This is a genomic window from Novosphingobium sp., assembly GCF_027489515.1.
GTDB lineage: Bacteria > Pseudomonadota > Alphaproteobacteria > Sphingomonadales > Sphingomonadaceae > Novosphingobium.
Genome location: NZ_JAIXZS010000017.1, coordinates 1 through 19,367 on the forward strand (window position 1 = coordinate 1; position 19,367 = coordinate 19,367).

Annotated in this window: 20 protein-coding genes and 1 tRNA gene; 8 read left to right on the forward strand and 13 right to left on the reverse strand. The window is 65.0% G+C overall.

The window, feature by feature from the left end:
• The 4 genes from Q0082_RS02180 to Q0082_RS02195 all read right to left on the reverse strand — a co-directional run.
• On the reverse strand, nucleotides 1-792 hold a 792-nt coding region (locus Q0082_RS02180; protein WP_298189366.1), incomplete at its 3' end, for an RNA polymerase sigma factor region1.1 domain-containing protein.
• Between the two features lie 45 nt (nucleotides 793-837).
• On the reverse strand, nucleotides 838-2,709 hold the full coding sequence (dnaG, locus tag Q0082_RS02185) for a DNA primase (protein WP_298189370.1): 1,872 nt from the start codon (nucleotides 2,707-2,709) through the stop codon (nucleotides 838-840).
• On the reverse strand, nucleotides 2,709-3,113 hold the full coding sequence (locus Q0082_RS02190; RefSeq protein ID WP_298189373.1) for a hypothetical protein: 405 nt from the start codon (nucleotides 3,111-3,113) through the stop codon (nucleotides 2,709-2,711). The genes dnaG and Q0082_RS02190 overlap by 1 nt, the downstream gene beginning before the upstream one ends.
• 1 nt (nucleotide 3,114) lies before the next feature.
• Nucleotides 3,115-3,567 carry a GatB/YqeY domain-containing protein gene (locus Q0082_RS02195; RefSeq protein ID WP_298189376.1) on the reverse strand — a complete coding sequence of 151 codons (453 nt, stop codon included), beginning with the start codon at nucleotides 3,565-3,567 and terminating at the stop codon, nucleotides 3,115-3,117.
• 162 nt (nucleotides 3,568-3,729) lie between these two features.
• Between Q0082_RS02195 and carA the strand changes: the two genes are divergently transcribed.
• A complete protein-coding gene (gene carA, locus Q0082_RS02200) occupies nucleotides 3,730-4,899 on the forward strand; it encodes a glutamine-hydrolyzing carbamoyl-phosphate synthase small subunit (protein ID WP_298189379.1) in 1,170 nt (389 codons plus the stop codon).
• 134 nt (nucleotides 4,900-5,033) lie between these two features.
• Here the strand turns inward: carA and Q0082_RS02205 are convergent, their stop codons facing one another.
• Complete coding sequence (locus tag Q0082_RS02205; protein ID WP_298189382.1) at nucleotides 5,034-5,399, reverse strand: DUF559 domain-containing protein; 366 nt, start codon at nucleotides 5,397-5,399, stop codon at nucleotides 5,034-5,036.
• A 66-nt stretch (nucleotides 5,400-5,465) separates the two neighbouring features.
• Between Q0082_RS02205 and carB the strand changes: the two genes are divergently transcribed.
• Together carB and greA are read left to right on the forward strand one after the other, a co-directional pair.
• Complete coding sequence (gene carB / locus Q0082_RS02210; RefSeq protein WP_298189385.1) at nucleotides 5,466-8,825, forward strand: carbamoyl-phosphate synthase large subunit; 3,360 nt, start codon at nucleotides 5,466-5,468, stop codon at nucleotides 8,823-8,825.
• A gap of 109 nt (nucleotides 8,826-8,934) precedes the next feature.
• Nucleotides 8,935-9,411, forward strand: a complete 477-nt coding sequence (greA, locus tag Q0082_RS02215) for a transcription elongation factor GreA (protein ID WP_292944470.1) — start codon at nucleotides 8,935-8,937, stop codon at nucleotides 9,409-9,411.
• A gap of 69 nt (nucleotides 9,412-9,480) precedes the next feature.
• Here greA and Q0082_RS02220 read toward each other — a convergent pair whose 3' ends face one another.
• The 5 genes from Q0082_RS02220 to Q0082_RS02240 form a co-directional block, all read right to left on the reverse strand.
• The gene (locus Q0082_RS02220; RefSeq protein ID WP_298189389.1) at nucleotides 9,481-9,705 is read right to left on the reverse strand and encodes a DUF4170 domain-containing protein; all 225 of its coding nucleotides are present in this window, start codon (nucleotides 9,703-9,705) and stop codon (nucleotides 9,481-9,483) included.
• Between the two features lie 94 nt (nucleotides 9,706-9,799).
• Complete coding sequence (locus Q0082_RS02225; RefSeq protein ID WP_298189391.1) at nucleotides 9,800-10,252, reverse strand: hypothetical protein; 453 nt, start codon at nucleotides 10,250-10,252, stop codon at nucleotides 9,800-9,802.
• The gene (locus Q0082_RS02230; protein ID WP_298189393.1) at nucleotides 10,249-10,551 is read right to left on the reverse strand and encodes a hypothetical protein; all 303 of its coding nucleotides are present in this window, start codon (nucleotides 10,549-10,551) and stop codon (nucleotides 10,249-10,251) included. The genes Q0082_RS02225 and Q0082_RS02230 overlap by 4 nt, the downstream gene beginning before the upstream one ends.
• The gene (locus tag Q0082_RS02235) at nucleotides 10,548-10,925 is read right to left on the reverse strand and encodes a phage holin family protein (protein WP_298189395.1); all 378 of its coding nucleotides are present in this window, start codon (nucleotides 10,923-10,925) and stop codon (nucleotides 10,548-10,550) included. Before Q0082_RS02235 ends, Q0082_RS02230 begins: the two co-directional genes overlap by 4 nt.
• A 9-nt stretch (nucleotides 10,926-10,934) precedes the next feature.
• Nucleotides 10,935-11,609 carry a hypothetical protein gene (locus tag Q0082_RS02240; RefSeq protein WP_298189396.1) on the reverse strand — a complete coding sequence of 225 codons (675 nt, stop codon included), beginning with the start codon at nucleotides 11,607-11,609 and terminating at the stop codon, nucleotides 10,935-10,937.
• A gap of 248 nt (nucleotides 11,610-11,857) precedes the next feature.
• Between Q0082_RS02240 and eno the strand changes: the two genes are divergently transcribed.
• From eno to Q0082_RS02255, 3 genes are all read left to right on the forward strand, one after another.
• Nucleotides 11,858-13,141 (forward strand): phosphopyruvate hydratase, encoded by a 1,284-nt coding sequence (gene eno, locus Q0082_RS02245; RefSeq protein ID WP_298189399.1) that lies wholly within the window; start codon nucleotides 11,858-11,860, stop codon nucleotides 13,139-13,141.
• A 71-nt stretch (nucleotides 13,142-13,212) separates the two neighbouring features.
• On the forward strand, nucleotides 13,213-14,307 hold the full coding sequence (locus Q0082_RS02250; RefSeq protein WP_298189402.1) for a phosphotransferase: 1,095 nt from the start codon (nucleotides 13,213-13,215) through the stop codon (nucleotides 14,305-14,307).
• Nucleotides 14,301-15,368 (forward strand): hypothetical protein, encoded by a 1,068-nt coding sequence (locus Q0082_RS02255; protein ID WP_298189404.1) that lies wholly within the window; start codon nucleotides 14,301-14,303, stop codon nucleotides 15,366-15,368. Before Q0082_RS02250 ends, Q0082_RS02255 begins: the two co-directional genes overlap by 7 nt.
• Nucleotides 15,369-15,425: 57 nt before the next feature.
• Here Q0082_RS02255 and Q0082_RS02260 read toward each other — a convergent pair whose 3' ends face one another.
• Entirely contained in the window at nucleotides 15,426-16,364 is a 939-nt protein-coding gene (locus Q0082_RS02260) for a peptidylprolyl isomerase (RefSeq protein ID WP_298189461.1), read from the reverse strand.
• Between the two features lie 94 nt (nucleotides 16,365-16,458).
• Between Q0082_RS02260 and Q0082_RS02265 the strand changes: the two genes are divergently transcribed.
• Both Q0082_RS02265 and Q0082_RS02270 read left to right on the forward strand, forming a co-directional pair.
• Nucleotides 16,459-16,549 (forward strand) — tRNA-Ser (locus tag Q0082_RS02265).
• A gap of 259 nt (nucleotides 16,550-16,808) precedes the next feature.
• Entirely contained in the window at nucleotides 16,809-17,525 is a 717-nt protein-coding gene (locus tag Q0082_RS02270; RefSeq protein ID WP_298189406.1) for an IS6 family transposase, read from the forward strand.
• Between the two features lie 292 nt (nucleotides 17,526-17,817).
• Here Q0082_RS02270 and Q0082_RS02275 read toward each other — a convergent pair whose 3' ends face one another.
• Both Q0082_RS02275 and Q0082_RS02280 read right to left on the reverse strand, forming a co-directional pair.
• Nucleotides 17,818-18,543 (reverse strand): spermidine synthase, encoded by a 726-nt coding sequence (locus Q0082_RS02275; RefSeq protein WP_298189409.1) that lies wholly within the window; start codon nucleotides 18,541-18,543, stop codon nucleotides 17,818-17,820.
• 3 nt (nucleotides 18,544-18,546) lie between these two features.
• On the reverse strand, nucleotides 18,547-18,855 hold the full coding sequence (locus Q0082_RS02280) for a DUF6481 family protein (protein ID WP_298189412.1): 309 nt from the start codon (nucleotides 18,853-18,855) through the stop codon (nucleotides 18,547-18,549).
• Between the last annotated feature and the right edge of the window lie 512 nt (nucleotides 18,856-19,367).

A 19,367-nucleotide genomic window follows, 5' to 3' on the forward strand; every position in this document is an offset into this window, starting at 1 on the left:
CAGAGCCTCGGGCTTGAGCTGCGCTTCCATCTGCGCGAGGCTGAGGGTGTTGTCCTCTTCCTCTTCCTCGGCCGGGCGCTTGGCGCGGCGTTCGGTGAGCTCGTCGTCCTCGTCCTCGGGCTGCTCTTCCTCCTCGACGTCCTCTTCCTCCTTGAAGGAAGGGCCGGCGGTGGCTTCGCTGATTTCGCCGTCGCCTTCCTCGCCGTCTTCGGAGAGGTTTTCGGGCTGCGGCTCCTTCGAGAGCATGGCATCGAGATCAAGGATCTCGCGCAGCTGCATCTCGCCGGCGTTGAGCGCCTCGGACCACTGGATGATCGCGTGGAAGGTGATCGGGCTTTCGCACAGGCCCAGGATCATGGTGTCGCGGCCCGCCTCGATGCGCTTGGCGATGGCGATTTCGCCTTCGCGGCTTAGCAGCTCGACCGCGCCCATCTCGCGCAGGTACATGCGCACCGGATCATCGGTGCGTTCGATGGTTTCCTTGCGCTTGGAGACGAGGTCCGGACGTTCGTCGACCGGATCCTGATCCTCGACCTCGTCATCCGCGCCCTTGTCCTCGGGATCGACGGCGTCCTCATCGCTCTCGACGATGTTGACGCCCATCTCCGAGATCGCGGCCATGATGTCCTCGATCTGGTCGGCGGACATCTGGTCCTGCGGCAGGGCCTCGTTGAGCTCGTCCACGGTGATGATCCCGCGCCGCTTCGCGCGGGCGATAAGCTTCCGGATGGAAGCATCGTTGAGATCGATCAGCGGAGCGTCGCCGGTGTCAGTCGTGTCGTTGGAAGCCATCTATTCCCGGTACCATCTGTGCGCGCACGGACCATGACTCCCCTGTCATATCCCGGCGCGGGTGCGGCCCATTTGCCCCAACCGGGCCAGCAGCGCCAGCCTTCGTTGCAGCAAACGTTGCTGTTCGGCGAATGTTTCGTCGGAAAACTCCGCCTCATGCCGTCGCGTGGCTTCTGCCAGCGCGGCTTCGACGGCCGGCAATCCGGTAAGCAGATCGACCGCTTCGGCGAGTTCTTCCGCCGCATCGGGTGCCTTGCCGTCCAGAAAACCGAATCGCATTCCGGCGTAATCATCCGCCAGTGGAGCCCGGAGGCCCCGCTTTGCCAATATGGTAAGCACGTCGCTGCTTTCAAGCGGTTGCCCGGGACTTTGGACGCCGCTTTGGACGAGATCGATGAGGGCATCGAGCAGCGCGGCGAGCCCGGCGTCGGGAACCTCGAGCCGGGCAAGCGTTTCGGCGTGGCGCGCGATCTGCTGCGGCTGCGCGATCAGGCCGGAAAGAACCGCGGCGAGGAGCGGCCGGCCTTCGCCGACAGCCTGCATCCGCGCGGTGACGGCTGCGGAAAGCGGCGGCGGGGCAGGCTGCCAGGGGCCCTTGCGACCGGCCGCTGAGCCGCGCTGCGAAGGCTGGAATGCGGGACGTTCGCGCTGGGGGTAGGCGAGTGCGCCGAACCGGTCGAGCAGATCGCGGCGATAGAGCGCCTTGATGTCGCCATCGCCGATCGTCTCGACATGGGCCATGAGGCGGGCCTTGAGGCCGGCCTTGTCCTCAGGCGTGGCAAAGGGGGCGGCCTGGCGCTCGATATCCCAGAGCACTTCGACCATCGGCCGCGCGGCGGTGAGCACGTCTTCCATCGCGGGGGCGCCGCGCTGCTTGATGAGGTCATCGGGATCGAGCCCGGCGGGGAGGACGGCGATGCGAAGCGAATGGCCGGGGCGCAGCAGCGGCAGCGCGCGGACAATGGCGCGCGCGGCGGCACGCTGGCCGGCGGCGTCGCCATCGAAGCAGAGGACCGGCGTTTCCACCATGCGCCAGAGCCGCTCGATCTGGTCCTCGGTCAGCGCAGTACCCAAGGGGGCGACCGCCTCTCCGATCCCGGCAGCGGCCAACGCGACGACGTCCATATAGCCTTCGACCACGACGACGCGGCCTGATTGCCGGCTGGCAGGGGAAGCGCGGTGGAGGTTGTAGACCGTACGGCCCTTGTCGAAGAGCGGTGTGTCGGGGGAGTTCAGGTACTTGGGCGCATCCGTCTTGGTCTTGTCGAGGATGCGCCCACCGAATGCGATCACGCGCCCGCGCGGATCGCAGATGGGGAGCATGAGGCGACCGCGGAACCGGTCGTACGGATCGCGGCCTTCGACGACGATCCTGAGGCCCGCCTCGATCAGCATGGCCTCCGGGAACTGCGAGAGGGCTTCCTTCAGCGCGGTGCGGCTGTCGGGTGCGTAGCCGAAGCCGAACTCCTTGACGATATTTGCCGGAAAGCCGCGCGAGGCGAGATAGGCGCGGGCCTGTGCGCCCTGATCCTCGGCGAGGCTCTTCACGAAGAAGGCCTGCGCAGCCGCCATCACATCGTGCAGCGACTTCTGCTCCTCGGCGCGCTTCGCCGCGCGGGGATCGGGCGCGGGGACTTCCATCCCTGCGCTGGCGGCAAGTTCCTTCACGGCATCAAGGAACGGCAGGCCCTGATGGTCGGTCATCCAGCGGATGGCATCGCCATGCGCGCCGCAGCCGAAGCAGTGGTAGAAGCCTTTCTCGTCGTTGATCGTGAAGCTCGGCGTCTTCTCGTTGTGGAACGGGCAGCAGGCCTTGAATTCGCGGCCCGCCTTCTGGACACGCACGCTGCGCCCGATGAGCGCGGAGAGCGAAACCCGCGCGCGCAATTCATCAAGCCATTGTGGGGTCAGGGACACTAGGATGGCGATCCGTTGTTGCGACGCACCCGGGCGAGGAGCAGCAGGCCCAGCACAACGTCGACCGCGCCGCAGAATGCCGGCCACCACATGGGCGCACCATCATCAAGGCCGAACTGGCCGCGCAGGGCATCGAAAAGACCATGGGTGAAGATGCCGAGCGCAGCGAGCCAGGCGCCCCAGCTCAGGCTGGCGAGGGCAACGGTGGCAAAGACCGCAGCGAAGGCTAGTTCGATGGCAATGCCCTGTGCCGAGCCCGCCAAGACCGCAAAGAGCACGTAGTAGCTGGCGATCACTATCAGGACGGTCGGGTAGAAGGAGCGGTCACGATCGAAGGCAACCCAGCGTCCGAAGAGATAGACCCCCAGTCCTAGCAAGGCACCGATCGCGGCAGCGAGGGCCATGTCAGCCCAGCGCCGCCTTCACGAGGCCGCTGGCCTTGCCCATGTCAAGCTGGCTGCCGTGGCGGGCCTTCAGCGCGGCGACGACCTTGCCCATGTCCTTCATCGAGGTCGCGCCGAGTTCGGCCTTGATTGCCTCGATCGCGGCCTTGGTGTCCTCCTCGCTCATCTGGGCGGGGAGGAACTCCTCGATCACGGCGAGCTCGGCCTGTTCGATATCGGCGAGTTCCTGGCGGCCGCCTTCGAGATAAAGCGTGATCGATTCGCGGCGCTGCTTGGCCATCTTTTGCAGAACATCGACCACGATCACGTCGTCATCGGGCACGCTGGAGGCCGTGCGCAGCTCGATGTCCTTGTCCTTCAGCTTGGCGAGGATGAGGCGCACCGCGGCAAGGCGGGGCTTGTCGCCGGATTTCATGGCACTGATCTGGGCGGCCTTGATCGTATCGCGGATCATGAGAGTACGTATTCCTGTGGATGGAGCGCCGTCATCAGGCGCGAGACCCTGTGACTTAGGCGAAAGTTTCTGCCTTCGCTAGGTTGACGGACGGGGGCGAGGGGCCTAGCGACCGAGCCTTAGCGACATCGCCAGACCCTTGCCAACGGAGCGCCCCCTATCATGGCCGACCCCGCCCACACGCATGCGCCGAAACCGGCCGGCGCCACCGGCGTTCTAGTCCTTTCCGATGGCAGTGTGGCATGGGGCCGCGGCTTTGGTGCGGCGGGCAAGGCGGTGGGCGAAGTGTGCTTCAACACCGCGATGACGGGCTATCAGGAAGTGCTGACGGACCCCTCCTATGCGGGGCAGGTGGTGACCTTCACGTTCCCGCATATCGGCAATGTCGGCACCAATCCCGAAGACATGGAAAGCCACGACGTGCCAGGCGCCATCGGCCTTGTGGTGCGCGAGGACGTGACCGATCCGGCCAACTTCCGCAGCGTGGAGCCACTGCAGGCCTGGCTTGCGGCGCGAGGCAAGATCGGCCTTTCCGGCATCGACACCCGCGCGCTGACGCGGCGCATCCGCCTTGGCGGCGCGCCCAACGCGGTGATCGCGCATGATCCCGATGGCGATTTCGACATTCCGGCGCTGCTCGCCGAGGCACAGGCCTGGCCCGGCCTTGAAGGCATGGACCTCGCCCGCGTGGTGAGCCGCGAGGAGCAGGACGAGTGGGAAGGCGGCGTGTGGCGGCTGGGGCAGGGCTATGCCCGCTCACCGCATGATCCGCGGCCGCACGTCGTGGCGATCGATTATGGCGCGAAGGACAATATCTTTCGCAATCTGGTCAGGGCCGGGGCGCAGGTGACGGTGGTGCCGGCGGAGACTTCGCTGGAAACGGTGCTGGCGCTCTCGCCAGCGGGCGTGTTCCTCTCCAACGGGCCGGGCGATCCTGCGGCGACGGGTGCTTACGCGGTGCCGGTGATCCAGGGACTGCTGGAGCGCGACATTCCGGTCTTCGGCATCTGCCTTGGCCACCAGATGCTCGGCCTCGCGGCGGGCGCGAAGACCATCAAGATGCACCAGGGCCACCGCGGCGCGAACCACCCAGTGAAGCGCCATGCCGACGGCGTGGTCGAGATCACCTCGATGAACCACGGCTTTGCAGTGGATAATGCGTCGCTGCCCGAGGGCGTGGAGGAGACGCATGTCTCGCTGTTCGACGGTTCGAACTGCGGGATTTCGATTGTCGGCAAGCGCGCGTTCGGGGTGCAGTATCACCCTGAGGCGTCGCCTGGACCGCAGGACAGCTTCTATCTGTTCGAGAAGTTTGTGGGGATGCTGGGGTGACTTGGCAATCTGATAGCTCGGTTGCCCCCACCCAACCCTCCCCCGAGCGGGGGAGGGCTTTTTGTGCTGGGTGGGGCACTGGGGCATCGCGCAACCCGCTCCTCCCCCGGTCGGGGGAGGCTGGGTGGGGGTGCTCAGCTCTCGAATGGGTCTATCCGGTTTCGGGCAAGCGCCAGTTCGTGGGCAATCGCCGTCAAGACGCCATCCGTGTTTGCGAGCACATCGTTGTTCCAGAAGCGGATGACGCTGTAGCCTTGCGCTTCGATCAGGCGCGTGCGGGCGAGGTCGGCCTCGCTATCCGCATGCTGGCCGCCGTCGAGTTCGATGGCGAGGCGCAGAGTGCGGCAGGCGAAATCGACCACGGCATTGCCGATGGGATATTGCCGCGTAAAGCGCGCGCCGAGTTGCTCGCCTCTCAGCCGCGACCACAGCCGCTGTTCCGCTTCCGTAGGATTCTTGCGCAGTTTGCGCGCCACCGGCGTCAGGCGTTTATCGCTCATGCGTCGCGCACCCCCACCCAACCCTCCCCCGACCGGGGGAGGGCTTTAGTACACTAAGGCCGGTCCATGCCCAAACGCACTGACATCTCCTCGATCCTGATCATCGGCGCCGGGCCGATCGTCATCGGCCAGGCTTGCGAGTTCGATTATTCGGGCACGCAGGCGGTCAAGGCGCTGAAGGAGGAGGGCTACCGCGTGGTCCTCGTCAATTCGAACCCCGCCACGATCATGACCGATCCGGACATGGCGGACGCGACCTATGTCGAGCCGATCACGCCCGCGATCGTGGCCAAGATCATCGAGAAGGAGCGCCCCGATGCGGTGCTGCCGACGATGGGCGGGCAGACCGCGCTCAACACCGCGCTGGCGCTGGCGAACGACGGGACGCTGGAGAAGTACGGCTGCATCATGATCGGCGCGGACGCCGAGGCCATCGACAAGGCCGAGGATCGCATGAAGTTCCGCGATGCGATGGACAAGATCGGGCTGGAATCCGCGCGTTCCGGCATCGCGCATACGGTGGAAGAAGCGCTGGCGGTGCTGGAGCGCACCGGGCTGCCTTCGATCATCAGGCCCAGCTTCACGATGGGCGGCACCGGCGGCGGGATCGCCTACAACAAGGACGAATTCGTCAAGATCGTGCGCGGCGGGTTAGAGGCCTCGCCGACCACCGAAGTGCTGATCGAGGAATCGCTGCTCGGCTGGAAAGAGTACGAGATGGAAGTCGTCCGCGACCGGAACGACAACGCCATCATCATCTGCTCGATCGAAAACGTCGATCCGATGGGCGTCCACACGGGCGACTCCATCACTGTCGCCCCGGCGCTGACGCTGACCGACAAGGAATACCAGATCATGCGCAATGCATCGATCGCGGTGCTCCGCGAAATCGGCGTCGAAACAGGTGGTTCCAACGTGCAGTTCGCGGTCAACCCGAAGGACGGGCGCCTGATCGTGATCGAGATGAACCCGCGCGTTTCGCGCTCGTCCGCGCTGGCATCGAAGGCGACCGGCTTCCCGATTGCCAAAGTCGCGGCCAAGCTCGCCGTGGGCTACACGCTCGACGAGATCATGAACGACATTACCGGCGCGACCCCGGCGGCGTTCGAGCCAACGCTGGATTATGTGGTCACCAAGATCCCGCGCTTTGCCTTCGAGAAGTTCAAGGGTGCTGAGCCGCTCCTGGGAACGGCCATGAAGTCCGTCGGCGAAGTCATGGCAATTGGGCGCAATTTCCAGGAATCGATGCAGAAGGCACTGCGCGGGCTTGAAACCGGCCTCGACGGGTTCAACCGCGTGGTCGAACTGGAAGGCGCGACGCGCGATCAGATCGTCGCGGCGCTGAGCCGGGCGACGCCGGAGCGGCTGCTGGTGATCGGGCAGGCCTTCCGCGAGGGGCTGAGCGTCGACGAGATCCACGCCGTTACCAAGTACGAGCCGTGGTTCCTGCGCCAGATCGAGGCGATCATTGCCGAAGAGAAGCGCATTGGTGACGAGGGCCTGCCGATTGATGCAGCTGGGCTGCGGAGGCTCAAGGCCATGGGCTTTTCGGACAAGCGGCTGGCAACGCTGGCGGTGCGTTCGGTCGGCGTGGCGGGGGGCATGGCCGAGACTACCGCACGCCGTTCCGGGCTGCTGCACGATGTGCTGAACGCGATGGCTGGAGCGACGAGCGAGGAAGAAGTGCGCGCGCTGCGGCACAAGCTGGGCGTGCGTCCGGTGTTCAAGCGGATCGACAGCTGCGCGGCCGAGTTCGAGGCAGTGACGCCCTACATGTACTCGACCTATGAAAGCGGCCTTTTCGGAGCGCCGGAAAGCGAGGCGGCGCCGACCGACAGGAAGAAGATCGTGATCCTCGGCGGCGGGCCCAATCGCATAGGGCAGGGCATCGAGTTCGACTACTGCTGCTGCCACGCCTGCTTCGCGCTGGGTGAGACGGACCCCGCGAGCGGCGAAGCCGGTGCGGGCTTCGAAACGATCATGATCAACTGCAACCCCGAGACCGTCTCGACCGACTACGACACCTCGGACCGGCTCTATTTCGAGCCACTGACCGCCGAGGACGTGCTCGAAGTGCTGGAGGCCGAGAAGGCGAATGGCACGCTGGTGGGCGTGATCGTGCAGTTCGGCGGGCAGACGCCGCTTAAGCTCGCGCAGGCGCTGGAAGATGCGGGCATCCCGATCCTCGGCACTTCGCCTGATGCCATCGATCTGGCCGAGGACCGCGAGCGGTTCAACCGGCTGGTCGAGAAGCTGGGGCTGCTTCAGCCGGCGGGCAGCACCGCGCGCAGCCGTGACGAGGCGGTCGCGGTGGCGGCACGCATCGGCTATCCGGTGCTGATCCGGCCGAGCTATGTGCTGGGCGGGCGCGCGATGGAGATCGTCGACAGCCAGGCGCAGCTCGATGACTACATCGCGACCGCGGTGAAGGTTTCGGGCGAGAGCCCGGTGCTGATCGACCAGTACTTGCGCGATGCGATCGAGTGCGACGTCGATGCTCTGGCCGATGGCGAAGATGTCGTCGTCGCTGGCGTAATGCAGCATATCGAGGAAGCGGGCATCCATTCGGGCGACAGCGCCTGCACCCTGCCGCCCTACAGCCTTCCGGCCGAGATCATCGCCGAGATGGAGCGGCAGGCGGTGCTGCTCGCCAAGGCGCTGAACGTGAAGGGCCTGATGAACATCCAGTTCGCCGTGAAGGACGGCCTCGTTTACCTCATTGAGGTGAACCCGCGCGCGAGCCGCACGGTGCCGTTTGTGGCCAAGGCGATCGGCCAGCCGATTGCCAAGTATGCCGCGCGGATCATGGCGGGCGAGAAGCTCAAGGATCTGCCGCCGATCAAGCGCGACGTGCCCTATATGGCGGTCAAGGAAGCGGTGTTCCCTTTTGCGCGCTTCCCCGGCGTCGATCCGGTGCTTTCGCCCGAGATGAAATCGACCGGCGAGGTGATGGGCATCGACAGCGGTTTCCCTGTGGCCTTCGCCAAGGCGCAGCTGGGTGCCGGCATGGTGCTGCCGGCGGGCGGCACGGTGTTCGTCTCGGTCAAGGACAGCGACAAGCCTGTGATCCTGCCGGCGGTGCAGAAGCTTGATGCCCTTGGCTTCCGCATCGTGGCGACGGGCGGGACGGCGACGTTCCTCACTGCGGCGGGCGTGAAAGTCGAGCGGGTCAACAAGGTGGCGGAGGGGCGGCCGCACATCGTCGACCGGATCATTGACGGCGAGATCGCGCTGATCTTCAACACCACCGAAGGCTGGCAAAGCCACAAGGACTCGCAATCGATCCGCGCTTCAGCGCTCTATGGCAAGGTCCCGTATTTCACCACAGCGGCGGCTTCAGTCGCGGCGGCGGGGGCAATCGAGGCTCTGCGTAGCGCCGAACTTGCGGTACGCTCCTTGCAGGATTATTATCAACCCTCCACATGATCTCCAGCATTGCGGCGATTGGGGCCCGGTTCGGCTTGGTGCTGGCTGGGGTGGAACGGTTTTCCTCTTGTCCGGCGTGGCAAGGGATTGAAAGGTAAAAGGATCAAGGATGGCAAGTGTTGAAAAGCTGCCGATGCTGGCTGAAGGCTACGAGAAGCTGATGGCCGAGCTGAAGGCGCTGCGCGAAGAGCGTCCCCTGATCGTCGATGCGATCGAGGAAGCCCGCGCGCACGGCGATCTTTCCGAGAATGCCGAGTATCACGCCGCCAAAGAGCGCCAGGGCCAGGTCGAGGCTTCGATCAGCGATCTGGAAGACAAGCTGAGCCGCGCGCAGATCATTGACCCGACCACGCTTTCCGGCGACCGCATTGTGTTCGGCGCGACTGTCACGCTGCTCGACGATGCCGACAAGCCGGTGCGCTACCAGATTGTTGGCCAGGCCGAGGCGGACGCCAAGCGCGGCCGGATCAGCTACAATTCGCCGCTGGGCCGGGCGCTGATCGGCCGCCGTGTCGAGGACGAGATCGAAGTGACGGTGCCCTCGGGCGACCGCTTCTACGTCGTCGAGAAGATCGAGTTCATCTGAGGCAGTTGCGCATCGGACAGAGCTGAAACAGGAAGGCCGGGGCATGTTCCCCGGCCTTTCTTCATTCCGTTATGCCGGCTTGTGGAGGTCTGGCTCGAGCAGCCGGTGGAGATGAACCACAACGTAGCGCATTTCGGCATCGTCCACGGTGCGCTGGGCGCAGCTGCGCCAGGCGTCTTCGGCACTGGCATAGTCGGGATAGACGCCGACGAGGTCGATCGCGCTGAGATCGGTAAATTCAAGGTGCTGCGGGTCCTTGACCCGGCCGCCCATGACGAGATGCAGTTTCTGCATGGTTGGTTGGTCCGCTTGCTTGGGGAGGAGGCGAGACCTGCCACTGGCAAAATGAAGAGGGGCGCGCAAGCCCCGGGCGCTACGGAAAGCGCTGCTAATCGGCCTTCTTGCCGGGCAGGCGGCGCGCGATCACTGGTGCGAGTGTGCGCAGGGCCTTGCCGGCAAGATCGGGCAGGCGAGGCTTGTCCGGCTTGGCAGGCGTTGCGGCCTCGGTCTCGCTGCCAGCGGCAGCTGCCTTCTCACCCACTGCACCCGCGACATAGGCGGCTGCGAGTTCGAGGCCCGCTGCGGCAAGATCGGCTGCGCGGCGCGGCAGTGACATGCGCGAGAGGCTGCCCTTGCGGGTTGCTTTGTCACCAGTGACGCCGCTCCCTGCGCGTGAGAGCGCCCCGGCTACCAGCGCGCCAAGAACTATGCCACCGGCGACCATGGCAACCGGATGTTCCTCGACGAAGCCTTTGACCTTGCCGAGCGGATCGGTGGGCTTGGCGCCCCCGGCATCGGCTTCGGTTTCTGCCTCGGACTTGGGGGTTTCGCTGTCGGTCATGTCACGTCCTCGTCCGCTTCGTTGGGTGCGATGCGGGTCCTGATCAGATGGATCAATGGGCGGCGGAAGAACCACGCGGCAAGCAGCGCGAGGGTGCCGCCGATCACCGGGATATTGTCCTTCGCGACCGCCTTGGCCTCATCGACGGTGTCGATCACCCGGTCCATCGCCGCGTCCTTGATGTGGGAGGGGATCGACTTTGCCGCAAGGCCGGTGCGCAGCGCGTCCTTCCGGCCGTTGAAACGCGCCAAGGCGGCATCACGCTCCGCGCGCGCTTCCCGCAAGGTCTCCTCGCTCATGACGGGTCACTCCCGCGCTTGAGCACGCGGGTAATCGCGCCGACGCGGCGGACAACGCCGAGCACGCTAAGGCCGGTCAGCACCAGCAGGCCGACGAACACCACAGCGAGCGCGCCCCATGGGCCGATCAGCGGGCTCAGCGCGAGCAGAAGGCCCACGACCATCGCCATCAGCGCGAAGAACAACAGCGCAAGTGCCAACCCGGCGAGCACGAGAATGCCCTTCGCCCGGCCCAGGACGAAACCAACGCGCGCCTTCTGGAAGGCGATCTCGGCCGAAAGCAGCTTCTGGCCGTCTTCCAGCAGGGCGCGCGCTTCGTCGAGCAGGCTTTCGTCTGCCGCCGGCTCGTCGGTCCTGGTCTCGTCTTCGGTCACGCCGGTGGATCAGGCTTCCGTGGTTTCGGCGCTGTCCGCCGGCGCGGGCTTGCGGCGCAGAAAGCGCGAGAGCACGAAGCCGGCGACTGCTGCAATGCCGATCGCCTTGACCGGGCTCTTCTTCACGAAGGTCACGATCTCTTCGCCGATCTCGGGAATGTCCTTGGCCTCGAGCGTGGCGGCGGTCGACTGCAAGGTATGCGCAGCGCCGCGGGCATAGTCGCCGTATTGGACACCCAGCTTCTCGTCGATCACGCCGGCATTGCTTTCGATCGTTTCGCCAAGCGTGGAGAGCGCGGCTGTGGCCTTGCCCTTGCCCTGACGCGCTAGATCGAGCGCAACGACCTTGGCCTGCTCGGCATATTCGCCAGCCTTCTCGGTATACTCGCTGGCGGTGGCGGCGACCGTTTCGGTGATCGCGGCGGTGCGCTCGCGCGCTTCGCCGGTCAGGTTCGCGGCGCCGGCCTTGGCATCCTCGATCGCCTTGCCGAAGCGGGTGGTGACGGCCGTGGCTGTTTCGCTTGCGGCTTCCTCGATCTGCGCGATTTCGGCGGGCACGGCTTCAGGCACGGCATCGGCGACAGTTTCGATGGCGGTTTCGACCACCTTGAGCGCGGCCTTCTTGCGGCTCTTGGCAGGCTTGGCGGCGGCTTCGGGAGCCGCGTTCTCGGGGGTATCGGTCATCGTGCGGGTCCTTTCGCGGTGGCGATTCTGGATTGGTGAACAGTCCTAGACCAATTGCCGCAAGTGCGAAAGGCGCGCGCACCCGGATTTAGCGTGTGCCAGAGACTGGTGGGCGCGGCTGCCCGGTCGGAATTGCCGCTCGCCTTCCATAACTGCGCAACGGCGTGACGGTTCCAAGCTTGACCTTGTCACTCCGGCCAAGCGCAGATAGGGGCGCGCAGAACATCTTACCACACGAGGAAGCGCCCATGACCGCGATCATCGACATTCACGCCCGCGAGATCCTCGACAGCCGGGGTAACCCGACGGTCGAAGTCGATGTGCTGCTTGAGGACGGCTCGTTCGGCCGCGCTGCGGTGCCATCGGGTGCTTCGACCGGCGCGCACGAGGCGGTGGAGCTGCGTGACGGCGACAAGGGGCGGTTCCTCGGCAAGGGCGTGCTGCAGGCCGTCGGCGCGGTGAACGGCGAGATTGCCGGGGCGCTGGTGGACATGGACGCCGAAGACCAGCGCGATATCGATCAGGCGATGATCGCGCTCGACGGCACAGAGAACAAGGGCCGCCTCGGCGCGAATGCGATCCTCGGCACCAGCCTGGCAGTGGCCAAGGCTGCGGCGGATGCGCGCGGCCTGCCGCTCTACAGCTACGTCGGCGGGGTTTCGGCGCACCTGCTGCCGGTGCCGATGATGAACATCATCAATGGCGGCGAGCATGCCGACAACCCGATCGACTTCCAGGAATTCATGATCATGCCGGTCGGCGCGCCGACGCTGGCCGAAGCCGTGCGCTGGGGCGCAGAAGTGTTCCACACGCTGAAGAAGGCGCTGCACCAGAAGGGTCTTGCCACCGGCGTGGGTGACGAGGGCGGCTTTGCGCCGAACATCGCCAGCACGCGCGATGCGCTCGATTTCGTGATGGCCTCGATCGAGCAGGCCGGGTTCAAGCCGGGCACCGATATCGTGCTTGCGCTCGATTGCGCGGCGACCGAGTTCTTCAAGAACGGCAAGTACGAGATCAGCGGCGAGGGGCTCTCGCTCTCGCCGGAGGCGATGGCAGATTACCTCGCCGCGCTTACCGATGCCTACCCGATCCGCTCGATCGAGGACGGCATGAGCGAGGACGATTTCGAAGGCTGGGCCGCGCTGACGAGCAAGATCGGCAAGAAAGTGCAGCTGGTGGGCGACGATCTCTTCGTTACCAACCCCAAGCGCCTGACGATGGGCATCGCCAAGGGCCTCGCCAATTCGCTGCTGGTGAAAGTCAACCAGATCGGCACGCTGACCGAGACGCTGGAAGCTGTGAGCATCGCGCAGCGCAATGGCTATACCGCGGTCATGTCGCACCGTTCGGGGGAGACCGAGGACGCGACGATTGCCGACCTCGCGGTCGCCACCAACTGCGGCCAGATCAAGACCGGTAGCCTTGCGCGGTCGGACCGGCTCGCCAAGTACAACCAGCTCATCCGCATCGAGGAAGAGCTGGGCCAGTCGGCGCGTTACGCCGGCGGCGCGGCGTTTGGCCGTCTCGCCTGATTTAAGCGGGCGCTTAAAAACACTTCACATCCGTGCCGCTCTCTGCCAGCCTTGCTGGCGGAGAGTGATGCATGGATGAATTTCCGACGACGGCTGCGGCGGTTACGCCGGGCTGGATCAAAGCGCAGCTGACGCGCGCCGGCCTGCTGGGTGATGCGCGGATTACCGGGCTGGAATGGAAGGCCATCGGCACCGGACAGGTGGGCGACACCGCGCGCTTCACGTTGACCTACGACCGGCCCACCGCCGCGCCTGCGACTTTGGCGGGCAAGTTCGCTTCGGCGGATCCAACCAGCCGCGGCACGGCAGCGGCGATGATGCTCTATGTCAAGGAAGTGGGCTTCTACCGGACCTTTGCCGCCGGGATCGCTGTCCGCACACCGCGCGTCTACGCCGCCGAGATCAATGCGGAAGGCACCGATTTCGTGCTGCTGTTCGAGGATCTGGCACCCGAGCGCGGCGGCAACCAGCTGGAGGGCTGCGACCTTGCCGATGCCGAAGCGGCAATCCGGCAGGCGGCGGCGCTCCACAGTGCGACCATCGGCGATCCCAAAGTGCTGAATGCGCAATGGCTCCATGGGCGCGATGGGCTGCTCGCCGAGATCGGGCGGCTTTACCACCAGGCCCATGCGATCTTCAGGGAGCGTTATGATGGCCAGCTGGCGGCGGATGCGCTGGCGCTTTGCGACGAGCTCGACAAACGCGTGGAGCGCTGGCTGGGGCGCGAGCCCGAGGAGCCCTGCCTGATCCATGGCGACTTCCGGCTCGACAACATGCTCTTCGGCGTGGGGGGAGGGGCAGAACCCATCGCGATTGTCGATTGGCAGACTTGCGCCATCGGCTGCGGAATGACGGACGTCGGCTACTTCATGGGCTGCGGGATCGGCAGCGCGCTCCGGCGGCCCAACGAGGCGGCACTGCTGGCGCTCTATGCCGAGGAAATGGCACGGCATGGGGCACCGATTGCGCAGGATGTCATGATGCGGCGCTACCGGATCGGGGCGTTGCACGGGCTGTTCACCGCCGTCTTCAGCGCGGCCTTCGTGGTGCGCACCGAGCGAGGCGATGCCAACTTCCTTTCGATGGCGCGCGGCGCAGCCGAACTCGCGCTCGACCATGACAGCATCGGCGCGCTGGACGCCATGATGGAGACCGGACAATGCTGACAAACGGCGATGACTTCCCGCTGCACCAGACGCCCGAGCCGATTGCCTACTCCGGCACGGACCGCAATTTCTACGACCGCTATTTCTTCAACGGCTATGCGCCCGATGGCAGTGACTTCTTCGCGGCGGCCTTCGGCATCTATCCGCACCTCAACGTGGCGGACGCGCATTTCTGCTTCATCAAGGATGGGGTGCAGCATTCGCTCCATGCCTCGCGCGAGCTCAAGATGGAGCGGCTGGACCTCACCTGCGGCCCCATCGCGATCCGCGTGGAGGAACCTTTGAAGCGCCTTGCGATCAGCGTGGAGGGCGAGGGTATCCGCGCCGAGATCGTGTTCATGGGGCGCGCCTTTCCGATCGAGGAACCGCGCTTCATCCACCGTATCGGCCCTCGCACCTTCATGGACTATACGCGGCTGACGCAGAACGGGCATTACACCGGCTGGGTCGAGATCGACGGCGTGCGCATCGCGCTGAAGCCGGGGACCGTCGGCACGCGCGACCGCAGCTGGGGCGTCCGGCCCGTCGGCACCAGCGACACGCAGCCGCATGGGCACGGCGTCGTGCCGCAGTTCTTCTGGCAGTGGACGCCGATCAACCTGCCCACCAGCAGCGTTTTCTTCCATATCAACGCCGACGCGAACGGCGCGCCGTGGAACACGCGCGCGGTTCTCGCACCTGACGGGGCGGGGCATGACGGGTTCTTCGAAACACCTTCAGCCAAGCTGGACGCGCCGCTGCAGCCGGGTACGCTGTGGCCCGCAGGCGGCGAGCTGGTGATCGGCGGAGGGGATGAGCCGCTGACGCTGACGTTCGAACCCTTGCAGCGCTTCCAGATGCGCGGGCTCGGCTATACCTCGCCCACATGGGGCCACGGCCTGTACCACGGCGCGCTGGAAGTGGAGCGCGAGGATATCGTGCTGGCGGACATCGACCCCAAGCGGATGGACAACTTCCACGTCCAGATCGTGAGCCGCGTAACGACGAGTGCAGGCGAGGTGGGCACGGGCGTGTTCGAGCAGCTTATCTTCGGCGCCTACAAGCCGCTGGGCCTGGGTTGAGGGCAAACCCGTGAAAAGCCCCTCCCCACCGGGGAGGGTAGCAGGACGGAGCAGATTTCAGGGCACCCGCCGCACCGGCACCGGCACGTTGCAGATATCGACCCCGCCCGCCGGCCGGATGTAAAAGGAATCGCGCCGATTGGCACGTGCATCGGCATAGGCGGCGAAGCTCTTGCTCTCGGTCGAGAGATACTCGTAGCGCGGCAGGCCAGGCACATCGCTGCCGATGCGGATCGAGAGGATCGGTGTGCGCTCCTGAGCCGTCTTGTAGAAGCCGATATCGCCGGTGCCGCGCGGCAGGCTGGCAAGGTGCTCCATCCCCTCGATCACCCGGCCGACGACGGCGATATTGCGATCGAGCTGGCGCGGGGCTTGTCCGATGACGGCATAGAGCTCCGCGCCCGAGCCGGTATCGGGCGGATAATCGCGGCCGACGCCGACGGTACCGTAGCAGTGGATGGGCCACATCGCCTTGGCATCGGAACCGAGCGGCCAACCACTGCGAAACTCGACGCTTTCGGCATAAGCATCCTTCGACAGCCCGGCGATCGTGCCTCCTCGGCTCTTGTCAAGGAACGCCTTGACTTCAGGTGAACCTGCAGTCGCTGCGTAATCCTCTGCCGGCATCACCTTCAGCCCCGCTGGCAGCGCCTTGGCCTTGGCCTTGTCCTCGCCGTCCGGATCGCCCCATTGCACGACATAGCCGTCCTGCACGCGGTTCACGCTCGTGCCGTCCCACCACTTTGCGGCAGCGAGCGCGCGGATATTGCCGATCCACCCTTGCGAAAACGGCGCTGGCAGCAACTGGATTACCACCCGCCTCGCCGCGCCCTTGGCATCGGGTGCCAAGTCCATCACCAGCAGTTCGGACGGAGCGATGGGCGCCCAATCCGCACCCGGAGCTGCAGCGATAATCTCGGAAGGCGCAAGAGCCGGACCTTGCGTGGGCGCTGGCGCTGGCGCGGCAGAGCAACTTGCGAGCAGGGCGGCACACATCAGAAGCGACTGTTTCATGAAACCGACTGTGCCAGCCTTCGCGCGCTTGCGAAAGCGCTTCCATGCGGTTAGGGCCGCGCCTTCCAGTGCATGCGGAGCGGTGGCCGAGTGGTCGAAGGCGCTCGCCTGGAAAGTGAGTATACGCCAAAAGCGTATCGAGGGTTCGAATCCCTCCCGCTCCGCCATTTCCGTTTGATTTGTTGAAACTTTTTCAGCCAAAGGGCGAGGGTTCCCATAAAGGCTCCACAATAGATCGCTCGCTTGCGGCTGGACCGCACTGGAAATTGCCGCTCGAATGGCGCGCGCCGGGCGATCCGGCAGAACCGCAATCCATGCCGGCGGAGGGCGGCTACGCGCGCCAAGAGGCACCGATCAAAAGGCAGGGCGCTGTCAAAGGAATTGCACTGTATGGCGATGAGGCATTGTCGGAGCTAGGGCCGGGGCATGCCTCGCCCTCGCAAACCAGCTAATCCGTTCCGTTATTTCCACTCCTCGCCGGAGGTGATCCGGCTCGTAGTGATGATGTACGTCCGCTTTCCGCTGTCGTTGCGGAACGTCGAAGACCTGTTGTTCGAGCGGGGGATCGACATCTGTCACGAGACGGTCCGGCTTTGGTGGAACAGGTTCGGTCCGATGTTTGCGGCTGACATTCGGCGGCAGCGGGTCAGCCGGATGCGAGGCTTCCGGCACTGGCGGTGGCACGTGGACGAGGTCTACGTGAAGATAAACGGCGAGATGCATTACCTCTGGCGTGCCGTCGACCAAGAGGGCGAAATTCTGGAGAGCTATGTCACCAGGAAACGTAACAAAGCCGCGGCTCTTCGGTTTCTGAAAAGGGCGCTGAAGCGCCATGGGCGGGCCGAAGTCATCGTGACGGACGGGCTCAGGTCGTACCCAGCAGCAATGCGCGAACTCGGCAACGAGCAGCGTCGTGAGATGGGGAGGCACGCCAACAATCGCGTCGAAAATTCGCATCTGCCATTCCGGCGACGAGAGCGTGCCATGCTCCGCTTCAGACAAATGAAGTCGCTACAAAAGTTCGCCTCAGTCCACGCCTCGATCCACAACCACTTCTCCCAAGAACGCCACCTCGTCGACCGACAGACTTACAAGCGTCGCCGCTTGGCCGCCTTGGCCGAGTGGCAGTCGCTTGCGAGCTGAAGACTGGTCGGGGCAGGGGACGCCTTACCCGCAGAGACCGTTTTGCATCCGACTGATAGCTCCCCCGCGAGGAAAAGCTGCTCGCGCTCGGCTCCTATCCCGGCGCTCTCCTCGCAGACGCCCGCGAGTGGCGCGCGCGAGGCAGGCGGCGTTGTCGACCTGCTGCTCAAGGTCGAGCGCTGCGGCTCGATCGAAACGGTCAAGCGGATCCGGCACCGTGTTGATGCGGGCGATGTCGCCGCACGTCGCGCGCGACTATTCTGCCGCGCACGAGAGCGTCCGCCGCACCTCCTCACCCACGCTTTACTGCCATTATGATCGCATGCTGTTCGCATTGCTCGGTCGTGGATGACCCCGGGCCCCGATCGGTCTCGATCACCGTGACCGCGAAGCCACTGCGGGCGAGTGTTCCAGCAAATCTGTCGTCGTGAGACGCAGACCAGACGCCAAGTATTCCGCCCTCTTTCAAAGCAGACCACGCGGCTGCGACCCCGTCTCGGGAATAGAGCCAATCGTTCGCCTGGCGCGTAAGGCCTTCCGGTCCGTTGTCGACGTCGAGCAGGATGCAATCGTAACCTTGCACCGCGGATTCAATCAGAAAGGCAACGTCATTCTGCACCAGTTGCACGCGCGGGTCATCGAGACACCCATCGGTGATGCGCGCCATGGGCCCTTTCGCCCACTCAACGATCTTCGGCACGATTTCAGCAACCGTCACTTCAGCATCGCTTCCGAGCGCCCGGAGAGCGGATCTCAGCGTGTAACCCATGCCATAGCCGCCGATAAGCATGTGAACCGGGGTGCGACGGCCCAGTTCTGCGCACACCGCGCTGGCGAGCACACCTTCCGAGGCTGAAAGGTCTGTGCTCATCAGTTCGTTGTTGTCGAGAAGGATCGCGAAATCAGAACCACTCTGGATGAGGCGGAGCCTGCTCCCTTCCGGAACGAAAGCGGTGTCGACGAGGTGCTCGCCCGCATTCAAGGCGGAGATGCCGCCCGCATTGGCAGGATGCTGCAAGGGCTACTTCTTGCGTGCCTTGCGGGCCGCATACTTTGCGTCCCGAACCGCCTTGCGCTCCGCGTCGGTAAGAGCAGGCGCTATCTTGGCAGCGCGCTCAGCCTTTTCGGCAAGTTCCTGCGCCTTTTTTGCGCTCAGCAATGCGCGCTTTTCGGCCTGCATTTTCTCACGCGCCTCAGCCGCGGCCAAGCGCTCGGCCAGCACTGCGGGATCCAGCGGGGCTTGTGCCTTGAGCTTTGCGAGTGCCTTGTCTCGCGCAGACGCTGCCGCCGCGCGCCGGGCCTCGAACCCGGGTTCCTTGTAGCCTGCCATAAACGGGGTTTTCTCCGAAGGGGGGCAATTGCTTTTCCCTGCGATGGGATCGCAATCCGCCAGGATGCATCCGGTGGCGAGCATTGCCCACGCCTGAGATCTCGACCAGCGTGGCGGCGTAGCTGCACCGACATGGCGGCCCCTACGCCGTGTGGCGGCCTATGTCACGGATTGATGTTGAACGGGAAGGTAGTCTCAAAAGGACTGCACCACTGAGGTCCCTACAGAAGTTCGCCTCCGTGCATGCCTCGATCCATAACCACTTCTCCCAGGAACGCCATCTCGTCGACCGAGAGACATAGAAGCTTCGCCGCGCGGCCGCATTGGCCGAGTGGCAGAACCTCGTTGCCTGAGCCGCGGCGCGGTGAGGCTGGTGGAGGCCGCTTTATATCGGGCTGACACCTCGATGGCCACTCATGGCCTGGGCGGGAGGCTCCGATCCGCAGGTGACGAGCTAGCAAAGAGCTTCTCGAGCGTGAAGCTTCTCGCGCGCATGCTTGCACCCCAGAGAA